The organism is Hydrogenophaga sp. T2 (assembly GCF_049843535.1).
Lineage (GTDB): Bacteria > Pseudomonadota > Gammaproteobacteria > Burkholderiales > Burkholderiaceae_C > Hydrogenophaga > Hydrogenophaga crocea.
Map to the genome: position 1 here is coordinate 625,852 of NZ_JBBHZJ010000001.1, position 15,445 is coordinate 641,296.

Annotated in this window: 11 protein-coding genes; 6 read left to right on the forward strand and 5 right to left on the reverse strand. The window is 70.1% G+C overall.

Translation table 11 applies throughout. The features are described from left to right. Positions 1–4: 4 nt before the first annotated feature. Together WDZ95_RS02930 and WDZ95_RS02935 are read left to right on the forward strand one after the other, a co-directional pair. Positions 5–1,000 carry a homoserine kinase gene (locus tag WDZ95_RS02930; RefSeq protein ID WP_425776119.1) on the forward strand — a complete coding sequence of 332 codons (996 nt, stop codon included), beginning with the start codon at positions 5–7 and terminating at the stop codon, positions 998–1,000. Next, complete coding sequence (locus WDZ95_RS02935; RefSeq protein ID WP_425776120.1) at positions 997–1,791, forward strand: BPSS1780 family membrane protein; 795 nt, start codon at positions 997–999, stop codon at positions 1,789–1,791. The genes WDZ95_RS02930 and WDZ95_RS02935 overlap by 4 nt, the downstream gene beginning before the upstream one ends. 66 nt (positions 1,792–1,857) lie before the next feature. On the opposite strand, the gene WDZ95_RS02940 is transcribed toward WDZ95_RS02935, so the two are convergent. Continuing rightward, a complete protein-coding gene (locus WDZ95_RS02940; protein WP_425776121.1) occupies positions 1,858–3,801 on the reverse strand; it encodes a PhoX family protein in 1,944 nt (647 codons plus the stop codon). A gap of 41 nt (positions 3,802–3,842) precedes the next feature. Continuing rightward, positions 3,843–5,102 (reverse strand): glycosyltransferase family 4 protein, encoded by a 1,260-nt coding sequence (locus WDZ95_RS02945; RefSeq protein ID WP_425776122.1) that lies wholly within the window; start codon positions 5,100–5,102, stop codon positions 3,843–3,845. Between the two features lie 175 nt (positions 5,103–5,277). On the opposite strand from WDZ95_RS02945, the gene WDZ95_RS02950 reads away from it, so the two are divergent. Beyond that, positions 5,278–5,883 (forward strand): hypothetical protein, encoded by a 606-nt coding sequence (locus WDZ95_RS02950; RefSeq protein ID WP_166227187.1) that lies wholly within the window; start codon positions 5,278–5,280, stop codon positions 5,881–5,883. A gap of 205 nt (positions 5,884–6,088) precedes the next feature. On the opposite strand, the gene WDZ95_RS02955 is transcribed toward WDZ95_RS02950, so the two are convergent. Beyond that, the gene (locus tag WDZ95_RS02955) at positions 6,089–7,738 is read right to left on the reverse strand and encodes an aminotransferase class III-fold pyridoxal phosphate-dependent enzyme (RefSeq protein ID WP_425776123.1); all 1,650 of its coding nucleotides are present in this window, start codon (positions 7,736–7,738) and stop codon (positions 6,089–6,091) included. Positions 7,739–7,803: 65 nt separating this feature from the next. Between WDZ95_RS02955 and asd the strand changes: the two genes are divergently transcribed. Together asd and WDZ95_RS02965 are read left to right on the forward strand one after the other, a co-directional pair. After that, positions 7,804–8,736 (forward strand): archaetidylserine decarboxylase, encoded by a 933-nt coding sequence (gene asd, locus WDZ95_RS02960; RefSeq protein WP_425776124.1) that lies wholly within the window; start codon positions 7,804–7,806, stop codon positions 8,734–8,736. A gap of 78 nt (positions 8,737–8,814) precedes the next feature. Further along, complete coding sequence (locus tag WDZ95_RS02965) at positions 8,815–10,959, forward strand: PhoX family protein (protein ID WP_425776125.1); 2,145 nt, start codon at positions 8,815–8,817, stop codon at positions 10,957–10,959. A gap of 54 nt (positions 10,960–11,013) precedes the next feature. On the opposite strand, the gene WDZ95_RS02970 is transcribed toward WDZ95_RS02965, so the two are convergent. Then, complete coding sequence (locus WDZ95_RS02970; RefSeq protein ID WP_425776126.1) at positions 11,014–13,386, reverse strand: UvrD-helicase domain-containing protein; 2,373 nt, start codon at positions 13,384–13,386, stop codon at positions 11,014–11,016. A gap of 147 nt (positions 13,387–13,533) precedes the next feature. Here WDZ95_RS02970 and WDZ95_RS02975 point away from each other — a divergent pair, with 147 nt between their 5' ends. Beyond that, positions 13,534–14,511 carry a GMP reductase gene (locus WDZ95_RS02975; RefSeq protein ID WP_425776127.1) on the forward strand — a complete coding sequence of 326 codons (978 nt, stop codon included), beginning with the start codon at positions 13,534–13,536 and terminating at the stop codon, positions 14,509–14,511. A gap of 1 nt (position 14,512) precedes the next feature. Here the strand turns inward: WDZ95_RS02975 and WDZ95_RS02980 are convergent, their stop codons facing one another. Beyond that, positions 14,513–15,394 carry an alpha/beta hydrolase gene (locus WDZ95_RS02980; RefSeq protein ID WP_425776128.1) on the reverse strand — a complete coding sequence of 294 codons (882 nt, stop codon included), beginning with the start codon at positions 15,392–15,394 and terminating at the stop codon, positions 14,513–14,515. Between the last annotated feature and the right edge of the window lie 51 nt (positions 15,395–15,445).

Below are 15,445 nucleotides of genomic sequence, written 5' to 3' on the forward strand. Positions count from 1 at the left end.
CGCCATGGCTGTCTACACCGAAGTCCCGTTCGCGGAAGCCGCCGCCCTGCTCGAGCGCCTGAACCTGGGCACGCTCACCGAGCTGCGCGGCATCCAGGGCGGCATCGAGAACACCAACTACTTCGTCACCAGCGAGCGCGAGGGCCAGACCGTGGAGCACGTGCTCACGGTGTTCGAGCGCCTGGGGTTCGAGCACCTGCCGTTCTACCTGCACCTCATGAAGCACCTGGCCACGCACGGCGTGCCGGTGCCCGAGCCCGCGGCCGACGCACGCGGCGAGATCCTGCACACGGTGCAGGGCAAGCCCGCGGCCGTGGTCGACAAACTGCGCGGCGCGAGCGAGCTCGCCCCCGGCGCGGCGCACTGCGCGGCCGTGGGTGCGCTGCTCGCGCGCATGCACCTGGTGGGCCGCGACTTCGACCGCCAACAGCCCAACCTGCGCGGCCTGCCCTGGTGGAACGAGACCGTGCCCGTGGTGCTGCCCTTTCTCGCGCCCGAACAGGCCGCGCTGCTGCGCGCCGAGCTGGCCTACCAGAACCACATCGCCGAGGGCAGCGCCTACAAGGCCCTGCCGCGCGGCCCGATCCACGCCGACCTGTTCCGCGACAACGTGATGTTCGAGGGCGAGGCCGTGAGCGGCTTCTTCGACTTCTACTTCGCGGGCGTGGACAGCTGGCTGTTCGACCTCGCGGTGTGCCTCAACGACTGGTGCGTGCGCCACGGCGGCGAGCGCGACGGCGAGCCCGTGCCCGAATTGCAGCAGGCCTTCCTGAGCGCCTACGAGGGCGTGCGCCCGCTCACCGCCGCCGAGCGCACGCTGCTGCCGGCCCTGCTGCGCGCGGGCGCGCTGCGCTTCTGGCTCTCGCGCCTGTGGGACCTGCACCTGCCGCGCGAGGCTGCACTGCTGAAACCGCACGATCCGGGCCACTTCGAGCGCGTGCTGCGCGCGCGCCTGCCGCTGGCGGCGCCCGTTCGCCCCGCAGAAACGGCCGCCGCATGAGACTGCACGTCAACACCGCCGGCACCGGCTGGCAGTGGGTCAAGCGCGGCATGCGCACCTTCTTTCGCCAGCCGCTGGCGCTGACCGGCCTGTTCTTCATGTTCATGGTGGTGGCCTCGCTGCTGTCGCTGGTGCCCGTGGTGGGCACGGCGCTGTCGCTGGTGCTGGTGCCGGCCGCCACCCTGGGCCTGATGGCCGCCACGCGCGAGGCCGAAAACAAGCGCTTCCCCATGCCCACGGTGCTGGCGCTGGCCTTTCGCGGCGGCCCCGAGCGCACGCGGGCCATGCTGGTGCTGGGCGGCCTGTACGCGATCGCGGTGCTGGCCGTGATCACCGTGGCCAACCTGTTCAGCGGCCCCGCGCCCCTGCCCGCGCCCGAGGCCGGCGACATGGGCGCCGAGGCCATGGGCCTGGTGGTGCGCCCGGGCATGCTCGCGGCCATGCTGCTGTACCTGCCGGTCTCGCTGGCCTTCTGGCACGCGCCGCCGCTGGTGTACTGGCACGGTGTGAAGCCGGCCAAGAGCCTGTTCTTCAGCCTCGTGGCCTGCTGGGGCAACAAGGGCGCGCTCACCGTGTTCACCCTGGGCTGGATGGGCGTGTTCATGGCCTTCGGCCTCGCGCTGGGCCTGATCAGCTCGCTGCTCGGCGGCGCGGCGGCCTTCCAGGTGGTGCTCTACCCGCTCGTGCTGCTGATGGCGGCGATGTTCCACACCTCCCTGTGGTTCAGCTTCCGCGACAGCTTCCGCTTCGACGACGAGGCCACCGACGCCACGGACTCCACCGCGGCCTGAAGCGCCTGCCACGCAAAAGCCCGCACGGGTCTCCCCGTGCGGGCTTTTTTCATGCACAGGCCGCGATCAGGTGCCGATCACGCCGCCGTCGTTCTTGGTGATCACCAGCGTGGCCGAGCGCGGGCGCGCCGTGCCGCCCGCGGGCCAGTGGCTGTTGCCGCCTTCGCCCGGGTGCTGGATGTTGATGAACATGGTCTTGCTGTCGGGCGTGAAGGTCAGGCCGGTCACCTCGCACTCCACCGGGCCCACGAGGAAGCGGCGGATCTCCTTGGTGACGGGGTCGGCGCAGAGCATCTGGTTGTTGCCCTGGTTGGCGTAGTTGCCGGTGTTGCTGTAGTTGCCGTCGGTCTGGATCCACAGGCGGCCCGCGTTGTCGAAGCCCAGGCCGTCGGGGCTGTTGAAGGTGTTGTCCGCGGTGACGTTGGACGAGCCGTTGTTGAGCGGGTTGGCCTGCGCGATCGTGGGGTTGCCCGCGAGCACGAAGATGTCCCATTCGAAGGTCAGCGCGGTCGGGTCGTTGCCCGCCTCGCGCCAGCGCACGATCTGGCCGTACACGTTGCCGGTGCGCGGGTTGGCGTCGTTGGTGGTGGCGCGGCCCGAGTTGTTCGTGAGCGTCACGTACACCTCGCGGGTCTGCGGATGCACCGTGACCCACTCGGGGCGGTCCATGGGCGTGGCGCCCAGCGCGTCGGCGGCCTGGCGCGTGCGCACCAGGATGTCGGCCTGCGAGCTGAAGGCGGACAGCGCGGGGTTGGCAGCGGTCAGGGGCAGCCATTCGCCCGTGCCCATCATGTCGCCGGTGGTCGCGCCGTCGTTGAACTTCGCCACGTACAGCGTGCCGCTGTCGAGCAGGTTGCGGTTGTTCACGATGTCGCCCGCGATGTAGCGGCCGGTGGACACGAACTTGTAGACGTAGTCGTTGGCCTGGTCGTCGCCCATGTAGACCACCACGCGGCCGTCGGCGGCGATGGCGTAGGCGGCGTTCTCGTGCTTGATGCGGCCCAGCGCGGTGCGCTTCTTGGGCGTGGCGTTCACGTCGAAGGGATCGATCTCGACGATCCAGCCGAAGCGGTTGGCTTCGTTGGGCTCCTTCTGCCAGTCGAAGCGGTCGAAGTACTGCTCGTACTTGCGCGAGGTGGTGCCGCTGCTCAGGCCGTAGCGCACCATGTTGGCGTCGCGCGTCTGGCCCGGGTTGGCGGTGTTGGTGGTGCCGAAGTACTGGTTGAAGTTCTCTTCGCAGGTCAGGTAGGTGCCCCAGGGCGTCCAGCCGTTGCCGCAGTTGTTGAGCGTGCCGAACACGGCCGTGCCCGTGGGGTCGGCGCTGGTCTGCAGCAGCGCGTCGCCGGCCGCGGGGCCGGTGAGCTGCATGAGCGTGTTGCCGGTGATGCGGCGGTTGTAGGCCGAGTCGACCACGACGGCCCAGGTGCCGGCGGTGCGCTTGATGTGCACCACGGCCACGCCGTGCGCGTTCAGGTCCTTGTTGGCGTCGTCGAGGCTGTCGACCACGCCGTTGGTGAACAGGGTGCCGAGGTTGGTGTACTCGTGGTTCATCACGAGCAGGCCTTCGTCGCTCTTGCCGTTGATGGCGAAGTAGTGGATGCCGTCGTGGTTGTCGCCCATCTGGCGCGCCTGCGCGGCGGCGTCTTCGCTGCCGTCGCCGACCCAGGTCGAGCCGGGACCGGTGGAGAACAGCGGCGTGCCCCAGGGCGCGAGCACGGTGGCGGTGTAGCCCGGGGCCACGGTCACGCGGTCACCGGTGTCGGTGGGGATGGCGGTGAAGCCCAGCAGCGGGCCGGCGGCCGGCGGCGTGCTGCCGCCCGCCGCCGGTGCGTCGCTGCCGCCACCGCCGCAGCCCGTGAGGCCGGCCGAGAGAAAGCCCACGGCAGCGGCGCCCACGCCGGTCTTGAGCAGAAAGCCGCGGCGGTTCACGGCGCGTTCCACCACGCGCTGGAAGTGTTCGTTGTGGCTGGGATTGGTGGGCAGGTCTTCGCTGTCGATCGGATGCGTCATGGTGTGTCCTGTGGGGTTGGGAGCGAGAGAAAAACGAAAGGCTAGAGAGCGCGCGTGAAAGGGCCGTGAAAGCCCGATGACGCTTGCGCGTCGCGCGCGCCCGGCAGCACCGGCCAGCCCGTGGTGCGCAGGAAGATGTCTTCGACCTGGCGCGCGATCTGCGCCCAGTCCAGCGGCGCCACCTGCGCGCGCGCCTGCGAGGCCGCGTGGCGCACGCGCGCGGGCTCGTGCGCCAGCGCCGCGGCCTGCCGCACGAAACCCTCGGGGTCGTGCGGCGCAGCGAGCCAGCCGTTGTGGCCGTGGCGCACCCAGTCGCCCGCGGCCGCGGTGTCGAAGGCGAGCACCGGCAGGCCGCTGGCCAGCGCTTCGAGCGTCACGTTGCCGAAGGTTTCGGTGAGGCTGGCGAAGCCGAACAGGTCGGCGCTCGCGTAGTGGGCCGACAGGTCGGTGTCGCGGCGCATGCCCGCGAACACGGCCTGCGGGCAGCGCTGCTGCAGCGCGGCGCGCTGCGGCCCGTCGCCCACGAAGACCAGCTTCACATCGCTGCGCACCGCGCGCATGGCCTCGTGGGCGCGCACCACGACCTCGAGGTTCTTCTCGGGCGCGAGCCGGCCCACGGCGATCATCACCAGCGTGTCGGGCCCGGCGCCCCATTGCGCACGCAGCGCCTCGCTGCGGCGTTCGGGGGTGAAGCGCTGCGTGTCCACGCCGCGCGCCACCACCTGCACGTTGTGAAAGCCGATTGCCTGCAGCTCGGCGCGCAGCGCCTGCGTGGGCACCATGGTGCAGCGCGTGAGGTTGTGGAACTTGCGCAGGTAGGCCGCGATGGGCGTCTTGAGCCAGCCCACGCCGTAGTGCCGGCTGTAGGCGTGGAAGTTGGTGCGGAAGTCGGACGTGACGGGCAGTCGCAGGCGGCGCGCCGCCTGCAGCGCCGACCAGCCCAGCGGCCCTTCGGTGGCGATGTGCACCAGGTCGGGCCGCTGCAGCGTCCAGGCGCGCACCAGCGCACCCTTGCTCGGCAGGCCGAGCTTGAGTTCGGGGTAGCGCGGGATCGGCATGCCGCGCATCAGCAGTTCTTCGAAGCCCTCGTCGCTGCGCGCGGCATCGGCGCGTGTCTGCCGCGGGCGGATCAGCTGCACCTGGTGGTTGCGCGCGCACAGCCCCTGCACGAGCCGCGACAGCGTGAGCGCCACGCCGTTGATTTCGGGTGGCCAGGTCTCGGTCACGACCGACAGGCGCAGCGAGGGCCGCGCAGCGGGAAATTCCTCGACCAGGAAGGCATCGGTGTCGGCGGTGATCATGGCGCGCATGCTCCGGCCGCTTCGCAACAGCCGTGTGACAGCGCGACACCGCGATGACGCCCGCGTGCCAGCGCGGTGACGCGGCGCCACTGTCACCGCGCTTTCACAGGCGCGGCCGACCATGCCGCGGACCTTTGCGTCACCCTCCCCTGACTTCGACCACGGAGCGCCCGCCTTGAAAGATTTCTTCGATGCCTTGCAGACCCAGCGCTGGGACGACCACCGCTACTACCACCACAGCCGCATCAACCAGACGCTGCACCTGGTGAGCGCGATCAGCTTCGTGATCGCCTACGTGATGCTGTGGTTCGACCCCGTGATCTCGGCGCTGATCGCCTGGCTGGTCTCGATGACCTCGCGCCAGGCCGGCCACTTCTTCTTCGAGCCCAAGGGCTACGACCACGTGAACCAGGCCACGCACGAGTACAAGGAAGACATCAAGGTGGGCTACAACCTGCGCCGCAAGGTGGTGCTGATGGCGCTGTGGGCGCTGGTGCCGGTGCTGGTGTGGATCGATCCCTCGGTGCTGGGCCTGTTCGAGCCGCACCACGACAACGTGGGCTACATCCGCCACGTGGGCACGCTGTGGCTGGGGCTGGGCATCGGCGGGCTGCTGTTCCGCACGGTGCACCTGTTCTTCCTGCAGGACATCCAGACCGGGCTGGTGTGGGCCACCAAGATCCTCACCGACCCGTTCCACGACATCAAGCTGTACCACAAGGCGCCGTTCTATCTGCTCAAGGGGCAGTTGATCGACCCGGGGGTGGGGCAGCACCGTTGATGGGGGGTTGTCGCGGGGGTTTCGGGCATGCACCTCGCGGGCACACGATCGCGGGGTGCGCCACTCCGCGACTGTCCCCCAGCCCTGCTGCGCAGGGCCTCCTCCTTGATGTCGCTGCGTGGCGCACCCCACACTCGTGTACTGAAGTGATCTATGGGTATGCCACTGACCCGGGCGCCGCCACCCGGAGCCGCCGGAGGAGGCCTCAACGTGCGAACAGTGCCCGCAGAGTCTCCGACCGCAGTTGCCTCGAGATCCCCTTGGCATCCAGGCCGGAAGGCAAGGTCCACCACCCGTCCGCCTGCATGTCACGCCCCGCCGCCACACACCGCTGCACCACCTCGCCGAACGCCGCGTCATCGAAGTTGAGCGAGAAGATGAACCGCCCCGTGCCCACCCAGCTCAAGGCCAGCCCGTGCCAGCGCAGGTAGAACTGGAACATCCAGTGGTAGCGGCCCGGCTGCGTGTAGTCGAGCGTCCACACGCTGTGCAGGTTGCGCGCACGAACCGGCAGGCCCGCGGCGGCCATGGCCGCGTTGAAGCGCGCGCAGCGCGCGTTCCAGCGCCCGTCGCTGCCGGCGTACATGGCCTGCACCTCGGGCGTGTCCAGGCGCTCGAAGAAGGCGTGCATGCCGCCCATCACGTGCGGGTGGGCGTTGAAGGTGCCGCGCGCAAAACACAGGTCGGCCGGGCGCTCGGGGCGAAAGCGCTGCATCAGCGCGGCGCTTCCGCACACCACGCCCACCGGGTAACCGCCGGCCACGGTCTTGCCGTAGGTGACGAGATCGGCTTTCACGCCGAAGTATTCCTGCGCGCCACCCGGTGCCAGGCGGAACCCGAGGAAGACCTCGTCGAAGATCAGCACGATGCCGCGCTCGGTGCAGACCTCGCGCAGCCGCTGCAGCCAGCGCGTGTAGGCCGCGCGGTCGAAGCCGGCGCTGCGCAGGCCGTTCATGAGCGTGCCGTCGCCGGGCGCGTTGCGGTTGGGGTGCAGGGCCTGCAGCGGGTTCACGAGCACGCAGGCGATGTCGCGGCGCGTGCGCAGCACGGCGAGGCTGCGCTCGTCCATGTCCTTGAGCGTGTAGGTCTCGCGCGGGGGCAAGGGGTTGCCGGGGCCGGGCTGCACGTCTTCCCACCAGCCGTGGTACGCGCCGCAGAAGCGCACCAGGTGCTTCTTGCGCGTGTGGTAGCGCGCCAGGCGCACGGCCTGCATCACGGCCTCGGTGCCGCTCATGTGGAAGGACACCTGCTCGTGGCCCGAGACGGCCTGCAGGCGCTGCACGTTGCTCGCCACCACCGGGTGCAGCGCGCCCAGCACCGGGCCCAGTTCGAGGCCGATGCGCGCGCCCTCTTCCATGCAGGCCTTGTAGACGTCCACGCCGAACACGTTGACGCCGTACGAGCCCGTGAGGTCGAGAAAGCGGTTGCCGTCGAGATCTTGCACATGCACGCCGCTGGCGGCCTGCACGAAGGCGCCCACCTTGAGGCGCTCGCGCAGGTAGGGGCTGAAGGGGAACGGCACGCGGTAGGCGCTGGTGAGCTGCAGGTCGGCCAGGCCTTCGCGCGCCTGCGCAGTGAGCGCCAGGGTCTTCGCGTAGCGCTCGGCGTAGGCCGTGCACAAGCGCTCGAAGGCGGCGCGGCGCTGCGCGGCCAGCGCGCTGTCGGCGCCGTCGGCGCTGAACCAGCGCGCCTCGTCGAAGGCGTAGCCGGGCAGCCAGCGCGCGAGCCGCTTGGCCATGCGCGAGTGACCCGCGAGCGAGCGGTGCTTGGCGCGCGAGAGTGCCAGGCGTTGTTGCAGGTAAGGCAGGGCCAGCAGCGCGGAGCCCGCAGGCACGGCATAGGACAGCAGGGACATGGCGTTCGGGGCGTCGTGGAAATCCCGCACTTGTATGGCCCCCGGATGACCCAACGATGAAAAGCATGCGACAGAACGGTACGGGCTTCGTGCAGCGCCAGGTGCGCCGCTTCGCGCTCAACGAAGACCTGAACTTCCTGCTCACCAACCGCGTGCCGCGCCTGGCGCTCACGCGCTTCATGGGCTGGTTCAGCGGCATCCGCCAGCCGCTGGTGCGCGACGCATCGATGGCGGTGTGGAAGGCCTTCACCGACCTCGACCTGAGCGACGCGAAGAAGCAGCGCTTCGACAGCCTGCACGACTGCTTCACGCGCGAGCTGCGCGAAGGCGCACGCCCGGTGAACCCCGACCCGCAGTGGCTCACCAGCCCCTGCGACGCGATCGTGGGCGCGTGCGGCCGCATCGGTGCGCCGGGCGACGACCCCGAGGACCAGGTGTTCCAGGCCAAGGGTTTTCCGTACACGCTGCGCGAGCTCATCGGCGACTCGCCGCGCGCGCGCGAGGCCATCGCGGCCCTGCGCGGCGGCCGCTTCGTCACCTTGCGCCTGACCTCGGCCATGTACCACCGCTTCCACGCGCCCGACGCGCTGCGGCTCGAGCACGTGACGCACTTCAGCGGCGACACCTGGAACGTGAACCCGATCGCGCTCGCGCGCGTGCACAAGCTGTTCTGCCGCAACGAACGCGCCGCGCTCTACACGCGCCTGGCCGACGGCACGCCACTGCTGCTGGTGCCGGTGGCGGCCATCCTCGTCGCCAGCCTGCGCCTGCGCGCGCTGCCGCTGCCGCTGAACACGCGCTACCGCGGGCCCGACGAACTGCCCTGCGACGCGGCGTACGCGCGCGGTGAGGAAATGGGCCACTTCGAGCACGGCTCGACCATCCTGCTGTTCGCGCCGCCGGGCTTCGCGCTCGCGCCCGGCGTGGCCAGCGGCCAGGGCATTCGCATGGGACAGCCGCTGCTGCGTCGCGAAGCGCCCACACAAGCCCCGGCATGACACCGCGCTGTCATGTGACTTTCACGAAACACCCCAAGCATTCGGTCACGGCAGCACCGCCCCACGAGGACCCCGACCATGATCGACTTCAACGACGAAGACTCCAACCGCAGCCCCAACCCCACGTTCGACAGCGTGCTGAACGCGCGCCTGAGCCGGCGCCACCTGCTGCGCGGCGGCGCGGGCGCGGCCGTGGCGGGTGGCGCCGCGCTGAGCGGCTGCGCGAGCACGGGCCAAGCCACCGCCCCCGCGGGCCCGGTGTCGCAACTGGGCTTCAAGCCCGTGGCCCACAGCCTGGCCGACACCGTGGTGGTGCCGCCCGGCTACACCGCGCAGGTGCTCTACGCGGGCGGCGACCCACTGGCCGCGGGCGTGCCCGCGTTCAAGAACGACGGCACCGACAACGAATGGGGCCGCCGCGCGGGCGATCACCACGACGGCATCGAGTGGTTCGGCCTCGACGCCGAGGGCAAGCCCTCGGCCACGTTCTCGTCGCGCGGCGTGCTCGCGATGAACCACGAGGCCACCACGGACGAGAAGCTCTCGTCGTTCTTCATCCACGCCAACGGCGGCACGTCCACGCTGCCGCGACCCGCGGCCGAGATCGACAAGGAGCTGATGATCCACGGCATCTCGGTGGTCGAGGTGCGCCGCGACGGCCGCCGCTGGGTCACGCGCCAGGACTCGCCGCTGAACCGGCGCATCACCACGCTCAGCGAGGCCGTGTTCACCGGCCCCGCCGCGGGCAGCGCGCACCTGGTCACGCGCTTCAGCCCCGGCGGCACCAAGGCCCGCGGCACGGTGAACAACTGCGGCACCGGCCGCACGCCCTGGGGCACGCTGGTGTCGGGCGAAGAAAACTGGTTCGGCTACTTCTTCCGCGACGCGCAGGACGACGCACGCCGCAACGACCCGAAGATGGTCAACGCCTTCAACCGCTACGGCCGTCGCGCGGGCGCGCCGAGCCGCCACGGCTGGGAATCGGGCGGCAGCGAAGACCGCTTCCAGCGCTGGAACACCGGCGTCACCGGCGCGAGCGCGCGCGAGGACTACCGCAATGAATTCCACACCTTCGGCTACGTGGTCGAACTCGACCCTTACAACCCGAACACCCTGCTCACCAAGCGCACCGCGCTGGGCCGCTTCGCGCACGAGAACGTGAGCTTCGCCGTGCCGGTGGCGGGCCAGCCCGTGGTGGCCTACATGGGCTGCGACGCGCGCGGCGAGTACATCTACAAGTTCGTGTCGAGCGAGAAGTGGGACCCGGCCGACGCCCAGCCGCGCAACCGCCTCGCCGCGGGCGACAAGTACCTGGACAGCGGCACGCTGTACGTGGCGCGCTTCAACGCCGACGGCACGGGCGAGTGGCTCGAGCTGTCGCCGAAGAACCCGGCCATCGCCGCCCACAAGGGCTTCGACTTCAAGACCCAGGCCGACGTTTGCGTGTTCACGCGCCTGGCCGCCGACGCCGCGGGCGCGACCAAGATGGACCGCCCCGAGTGGACCGGCGTGAACCCGAAGAACGGCGAGGTCTACATCACCCTCACCAACAACAGCCAGCGCACGCCCGCCACGGTGGACGCGGCCAACCCGCGCGCCTACACCGACCTCAAAGCCGGCAAGGAACAGAAGGGCAACGTGCACGGCCACATCGTGCGTCTGGCCGAGGCCACCCCCGCCGATGCGAAATTCCGGTGGGACATCTACCTCTTCGCGTCCGAGGCCGACGCCGATCAGGCCACGGTCAACCTCTCCAGCCTCACCGCCGACAACGACCTGTCTTCGCCCGATGGCCTGGTGTTCAGCAAGGCCACCGGCATCTGCTGGATCGAGACCGACGACGGCGCCTACACCGACAAGACCAACTGCATGCTGCTGGCCGCGCTGCCGGGCCAGGTGGGCGACGGCCGCCGCGTGACGCTCAAGGCCGATGGCCGCGAGGTCAGCACGCCCGCGGGCAAGCCGCAGACGCCGGCCACGCTGCGCCGCTTCCTCGTCGGCCCCAGGGGTGCCGAGATCACCGGCATCACCGAAACGCCCGATGGCCGCGCGCTGTTCGTGAACATCCAGCACGCCGGCGAGAACACGAAGATGGCCGACATCGGCGACCCGGCCAAGTACGAAAGCCAGTGGCCGTCCAATGCCGGCTACGGCGCGGGCCAACGCCCGCGCTCGGCCACGATCGTGATCACCAAGAACGATGGCGGGGTGATCGGGTCCTGAGCCCGCTCGCCATCGCACCCTGCGAGCCCCCCGGCGATGGCCGGGGGGCTTTTTTCATTCGATGGGGGTGAGCTTGGCCACGCTGAGGGCCAGCCACTTGGTGCCGTGGCGGTTGAAGCTCACCTGCGCGCGCGCGTCGTCGCCCGCGCCCTCCACCGCAAGCACCTTGCCCTCGCCGAACTTGTTGTGGAACACCGCCATGCCGGCCTTGATCGCGGTGCCGCGGTCGGGCTCGGGCGCGGGGGCGCTCGCGGCCTTCCAGCCCGGCGACCAGGCGGGCTGCGGCTCGCTGCGTGCGCCCATGGCGCGGTGCCCGCCCCAGCCCGCGCTGCCCATGCCGCCCCAGCCCTGGGCCTGCGGCGGCGTGAGCCACTTCAGGCAGTGCTCGGGCAGTTCGTCGAAAAAGCGGCTCTTGAGGTTGTAGCGCGTCTGCCCGTGCAGCAGCCGCGTCTGCGAATGGCTCAGGTACAGGCGCTTGCGCGCGCGCGTGATCGCCACGTACATCAGGCGGCGCTCTTCCTCGAGGCCGTCGCGGTCGCTCATGGCGTTCTCGTGCGGGAACAGGCCCTCTTCGAGGCCGGTGATGAACACGCAGTCGAACTCCAGGCCCTTGGCCGCGTGCACCGTCATGAGCTGCACCGCGTCCTGGCCGGCCTGGGCCTGGTTGTCGCCCGACTCGAGCGCCGCGTGCGAGAGGAAGGCCGCGAGCGGGCTCAGGGTCTCGCCGGTGTCGGCGTCGGGCGCGGGGTCGGCGATCGGCTCGGCCAGCGGCGGCGCGTTCGGGTCGAGCCCCTGGCTCGCGGGGCTTTGCGTGAGCGCAGCGGCGTCGCGGCCGAAGCCCTCCTGCATCACGAAGCTCTCGGCCGCGTTCACGAGTTCTTCCAGGTTCTCCACCCGCTCCTGGCCCTCGCGCTCCTGCCGGTAGTGTTCGATCAGGCCGCTGTGTTCGAGCACCAGCTCGATGATGTCCTTGAGGCTCGCGCCCTCGCTGCGCTCGCGCATCACGTCCATCTTCGCGACGAAGCCGCCGATGGCCACGCCCGCGCGGCCGGTCACGGCGCTCACCGCGTCGTGCAGCGAGCAACCCGCGGCGCGCGCCACGTCCTGCAGTTGCTCGATGCTGCGCGCGCCGATGCCGCGCGGCGGGAAGTTCACCACGCGCAGGAAGCTGGTGTCGTCGCGCGGGTTCTCGATCAGCCGCAGGTAGGCCAGCGCGTGCTTGATCTCGGCGCGCTCGAAGAAGCGCAGGCCGCCGTACACGCGGTACGGCAGGCCGGCGTTGAACAGCGCGGTTTCCACCACGCGGCTTTGCGCGTTGCTGCGGTAAAGCACCGCGATCTCGCTGCGCGGCACCTCTTCGCGCACCAGGGCCTTGATCTCCTCGACCAGCCACTGCGCCTCGGCGAAATCGCTCACGGCCTCGTTCACGCGCACCGGCTCGCCGGCGCCCGCGTCGGTGCGCAGGTTCTTGCCCAGGCGGCGCTGGTTGTGGCCGATCAGGTGGTTCGCGGCGTCGAGGATGTTGCTCACGCTGCGGTAGTTCTGCTCGAGCTTGATCTGGTGCCGCACGCGGTACTCGCGCACGAAGTCGGCCATGTTGCCCACGCGCGCGCCGCGAAAGGCGTAGATGCTCTGGTCGTCGTCGCCCACCGCGAACACCGCGCCGGTGCCGGTGCCCAGGCCTTCGAGCGGCGGCGGCGCGAACAGCTTGAGCCAGGCGTACTGCAGCTTGTTGGTGTCCTGGAACTCGTCGATCAGCACATGGCGGAAACGCCGCTGGTAGTGCTCGCGCAGCGCGTCGTTGTCGCGCAGCAGTTCGTAGCTGCGCAGCATGAGCTCGCCGAAATCGACCACACCCTCGCGCTGGCACTGCTCGTCGTAGAGCGCGTACAGCTCCACCTTGCGGCGGGTTTCTTCGTCGCGCGCGGGCACGTCACGCGCGCGCAGGCCCTCTTCCTTCGCGCCCGCGATGAACCACTGCAGCTCCTTGGGCGGAAAGCGCTCGTCGTCCACGTTGTGCTGCTTGCACAGGCGCTTGATGGCCGAGAGCTGGTCCTGCGTGTCCAGGATCTGGAAGGTGGCGGGCAGGGCCGCGGCCTGGTGGTGCGCGCGCAGCAGGCGGTTGCACAGGCCGTGGAAGGTGCCGATCCACATGCCGCGCACGTTCACCGGCAGCATGGCCGACAGGCGCGTGGTCATTTCGCGCGCGGCCTTGTTGGTGAAGGTCACGGCCATCACGCCGCCCGGGCCGACCTGGCCCGTCTGCAGCAGCCAGGCGATGCGCGTGGTGAGCACGCGCGTCTTGCCCGAGCCCGCGCCCGCGAGGATGAGCGCGTGTTCGGCCGGCAGCGTGACGGCCGCGGCCTGCTCGGGGTTGAGGCCGCTCACGAGCGGGGACACGGGGGACGAGAACAGATCCGGCGACATCGGGCGATTGTAGAAAGGGCCCACGGCCCGACCACGCCATACGCGCGGGCATATGCACACCATAAGCGGCGCGCCGGTGCACATCGGCCTAGAATCGCGCACCGGGCCCAGGTTTTCTGTGCCCGGTATTTTTTTGCCTGGACCACCATGGAAATCTTCGACTACGACAACATCCTGCTGCTGCCGCGCAAGTGCCGCGTGGAAAGCCGCTCGGAGTGCGACGCCGGCGTGGAGCTCGGCGGGCGGCGCTTTCGCCTGCCCGTGGTGCCCGCCAACATGAAGACGGTGGTCGACGAGTCCATCTGCACCTGGCTGGCGCAGCACGGCTACTTCTACGTGATGCACCGCTTCGATCTGGACAACGTGAAGTTCGTGCGCGACATGCAGGCCAAGGGTTGTTATGCGTCGATCTCGCTCGGCGTGAAGGCGCCCGACTACGCCACGGTGGACGCGCTGGTGGCCGAAGGCCTGCGCCCCGAGTACGTCACGATCGACATCGCGCACGGCCACGCCGACAGCGTCAAGGAGATGATCGCCCACCTCAAGGCCCGCCTGCCCGACACCTTCGTGATCGCCGGCAACGTGGCCACGCCCGAGGCGGTGATCGACCTGGAGAACTGGGGCGCCGACGCGACCAAGGTGGGCGTGGGCCCGGGCAAGGTCTGCATCACCAAGCTCAAGACCGGCTTCGGCACCGGCGGCTGGCAACTGAGCGCGCTCAAGTGGTGCGCGCGCGTGGCCACCAAGCCCATCATTGCCGACGGCGGCATCCGCTGCCACGGCGACATCGCCAAGAGCGTGCGCTTCGGCGCGAGCATGGTGATGATCGGCTCGCTGTTCGCGGGCCATGAGGAATCACCGGGCCAGACCGTTGAAGTCGACGGCGTGCTCTACAAGGAGTACTACGGCTCGGCCAGCGACTTCAACAAGGGCGAGTACAAGCACGTCGAGGGCAAGCGCATCCTCGAACCCATCAAGGGCCCGCTCGCACGCACGCTGACCGAGATGGAGCAGGACGTGCAGAGCTCGATCAGTTATGCCGGCGGCACCAAGCTGCTCGACATCCGCAAGGTGAACTACGTGATCCTCGGCGGCGACAACGCCGGCGAGCACCTGCTGATGTGATTCAGACGCCGAGCAGCTCGCGCGCGAGCGCGTGCAGCCGGTGTTTGGGCTCGATCAGCGCGTCGAGCACCGTGAAGTGGTTCAGGCCCGGCAGGTCTTCGCAGACCGGCACGGTGTCGCGGCCCCAGGCGGGCTGGATCAAGGCGTTCTGGCGCCGGAACTCGCTGCTCTCTGCCCCCCCGGCCACGGCGTAGAGCCGGCCGCGGCCCTCGCGCAGGCCCGGCGAAGGCAGGCGCGCGGGGCTGGCCTTTTGCACCTGCGCGGGCGTGAGCCGCAGCGAGGGCGCCACGAAGGGCGCCAGCCGCACGGGCTCCAGATCGAACACGCCCGAGACCGACAGCGCATTGCGCACCAGCGCGGGCGGCAGGTCGGCGCCCACCTCGGCCCAGCGGCAGGCCAGCATCATGGCCGCCAGGTGGCCGCCCGCCGAATGCCCCGCCACCGTGATGCGCGTGGCGTCGCCGCCGTGCACGCCGATGTGGCGGTGCGTCCAGGCCAGGGCCTGCACCATCTGCAGCGTGATGTCGGGAATGGTCACCGCCGGGCACAGCGCGTAATTGACCACCACCACGCACACGCCCAGGCGCTGGAACGCGGGCGCGAGGAACGAGTGGTCGGCCTTGTCGAGGCTGCGCCAGTAACCGCCGTGGATGAAGAACAGCACCGGGGCCGCCGCGCCGCCGCGGCCCTGCGCGGGAAAGATGTCCAGCGATTCGCCGGGGCCGTGACCGTAGCGCAGGTCGATCAGCGCCGGGCCTTGCTGGCGTGCGGCCTGCGAGTCGCGGGCCCAGCGCTCGAAGATGGCCGGGTGCTCGGGCACCAGGGCACGGTTGTTGTATTCGCTGTCGAGCCAGGCGGGGTCGCGGTTGAAACTCAGGTCCATGGCGGGGCATTGTGTCATGGGGGTTCCCCGTATTTCGACCGGAGGCGACAC

Bases quoted from the DNA above. Each gene is read 5' to 3' on its own strand.
- WDZ95_RS02935 (WP_425776120.1), top strand. From the start codon at position 997: ATGAGACTGCACGTCAACACCGCCGGCACCGGCTGGCAGTGGGTCAAG.
- asd (WP_425776124.1), top strand. From the start codon at position 7,804: ATGCGACAGAACGGTACGGGCTTCGTGCAGCGCCAGGTGCGCCGCTTC.
- WDZ95_RS02940 (WP_425776121.1), bottom strand. From the start codon at position 3,801: ATGACGCATCCGATCGACAGCGAAGACCTGCCCACCAATCCCAGCCAC.
- WDZ95_RS02930 (WP_425776119.1), top strand. From the start codon at position 5: ATGGCTGTCTACACCGAAGTCCCGTTCGCGGAAGCCGCCGCCCTGCTC.
- WDZ95_RS02980 (WP_425776128.1), bottom strand. From the start codon at position 15,394: ATGGACCTGAGTTTCAACCGCGACCCCGCCTGGCTCGACAGCGAATAC.
- WDZ95_RS02975 (WP_425776127.1), top strand. From the start codon at position 13,534: ATGGAAATCTTCGACTACGACAACATCCTGCTGCTGCCGCGCAAGTGC.
- WDZ95_RS02970 (WP_425776126.1), bottom strand. From the start codon at position 13,386: ATGTCGCCGGATCTGTTCTCGTCCCCCGTGTCCCCGCTCGTGAGCGGC.
- WDZ95_RS02955 (WP_425776123.1), bottom strand. From the start codon at position 7,738: ATGTCCCTGCTGTCCTATGCCGTGCCTGCGGGCTCCGCGCTGCTGGCC.
- WDZ95_RS02945 (WP_425776122.1), bottom strand. From the start codon at position 5,102: ATGATCACCGCCGACACCGATGCCTTCCTGGTCGAGGAATTTCCCGCT.
- WDZ95_RS02965 (WP_425776125.1), top strand. From the start codon at position 8,815: ATGATCGACTTCAACGACGAAGACTCCAACCGCAGCCCCAACCCCACG.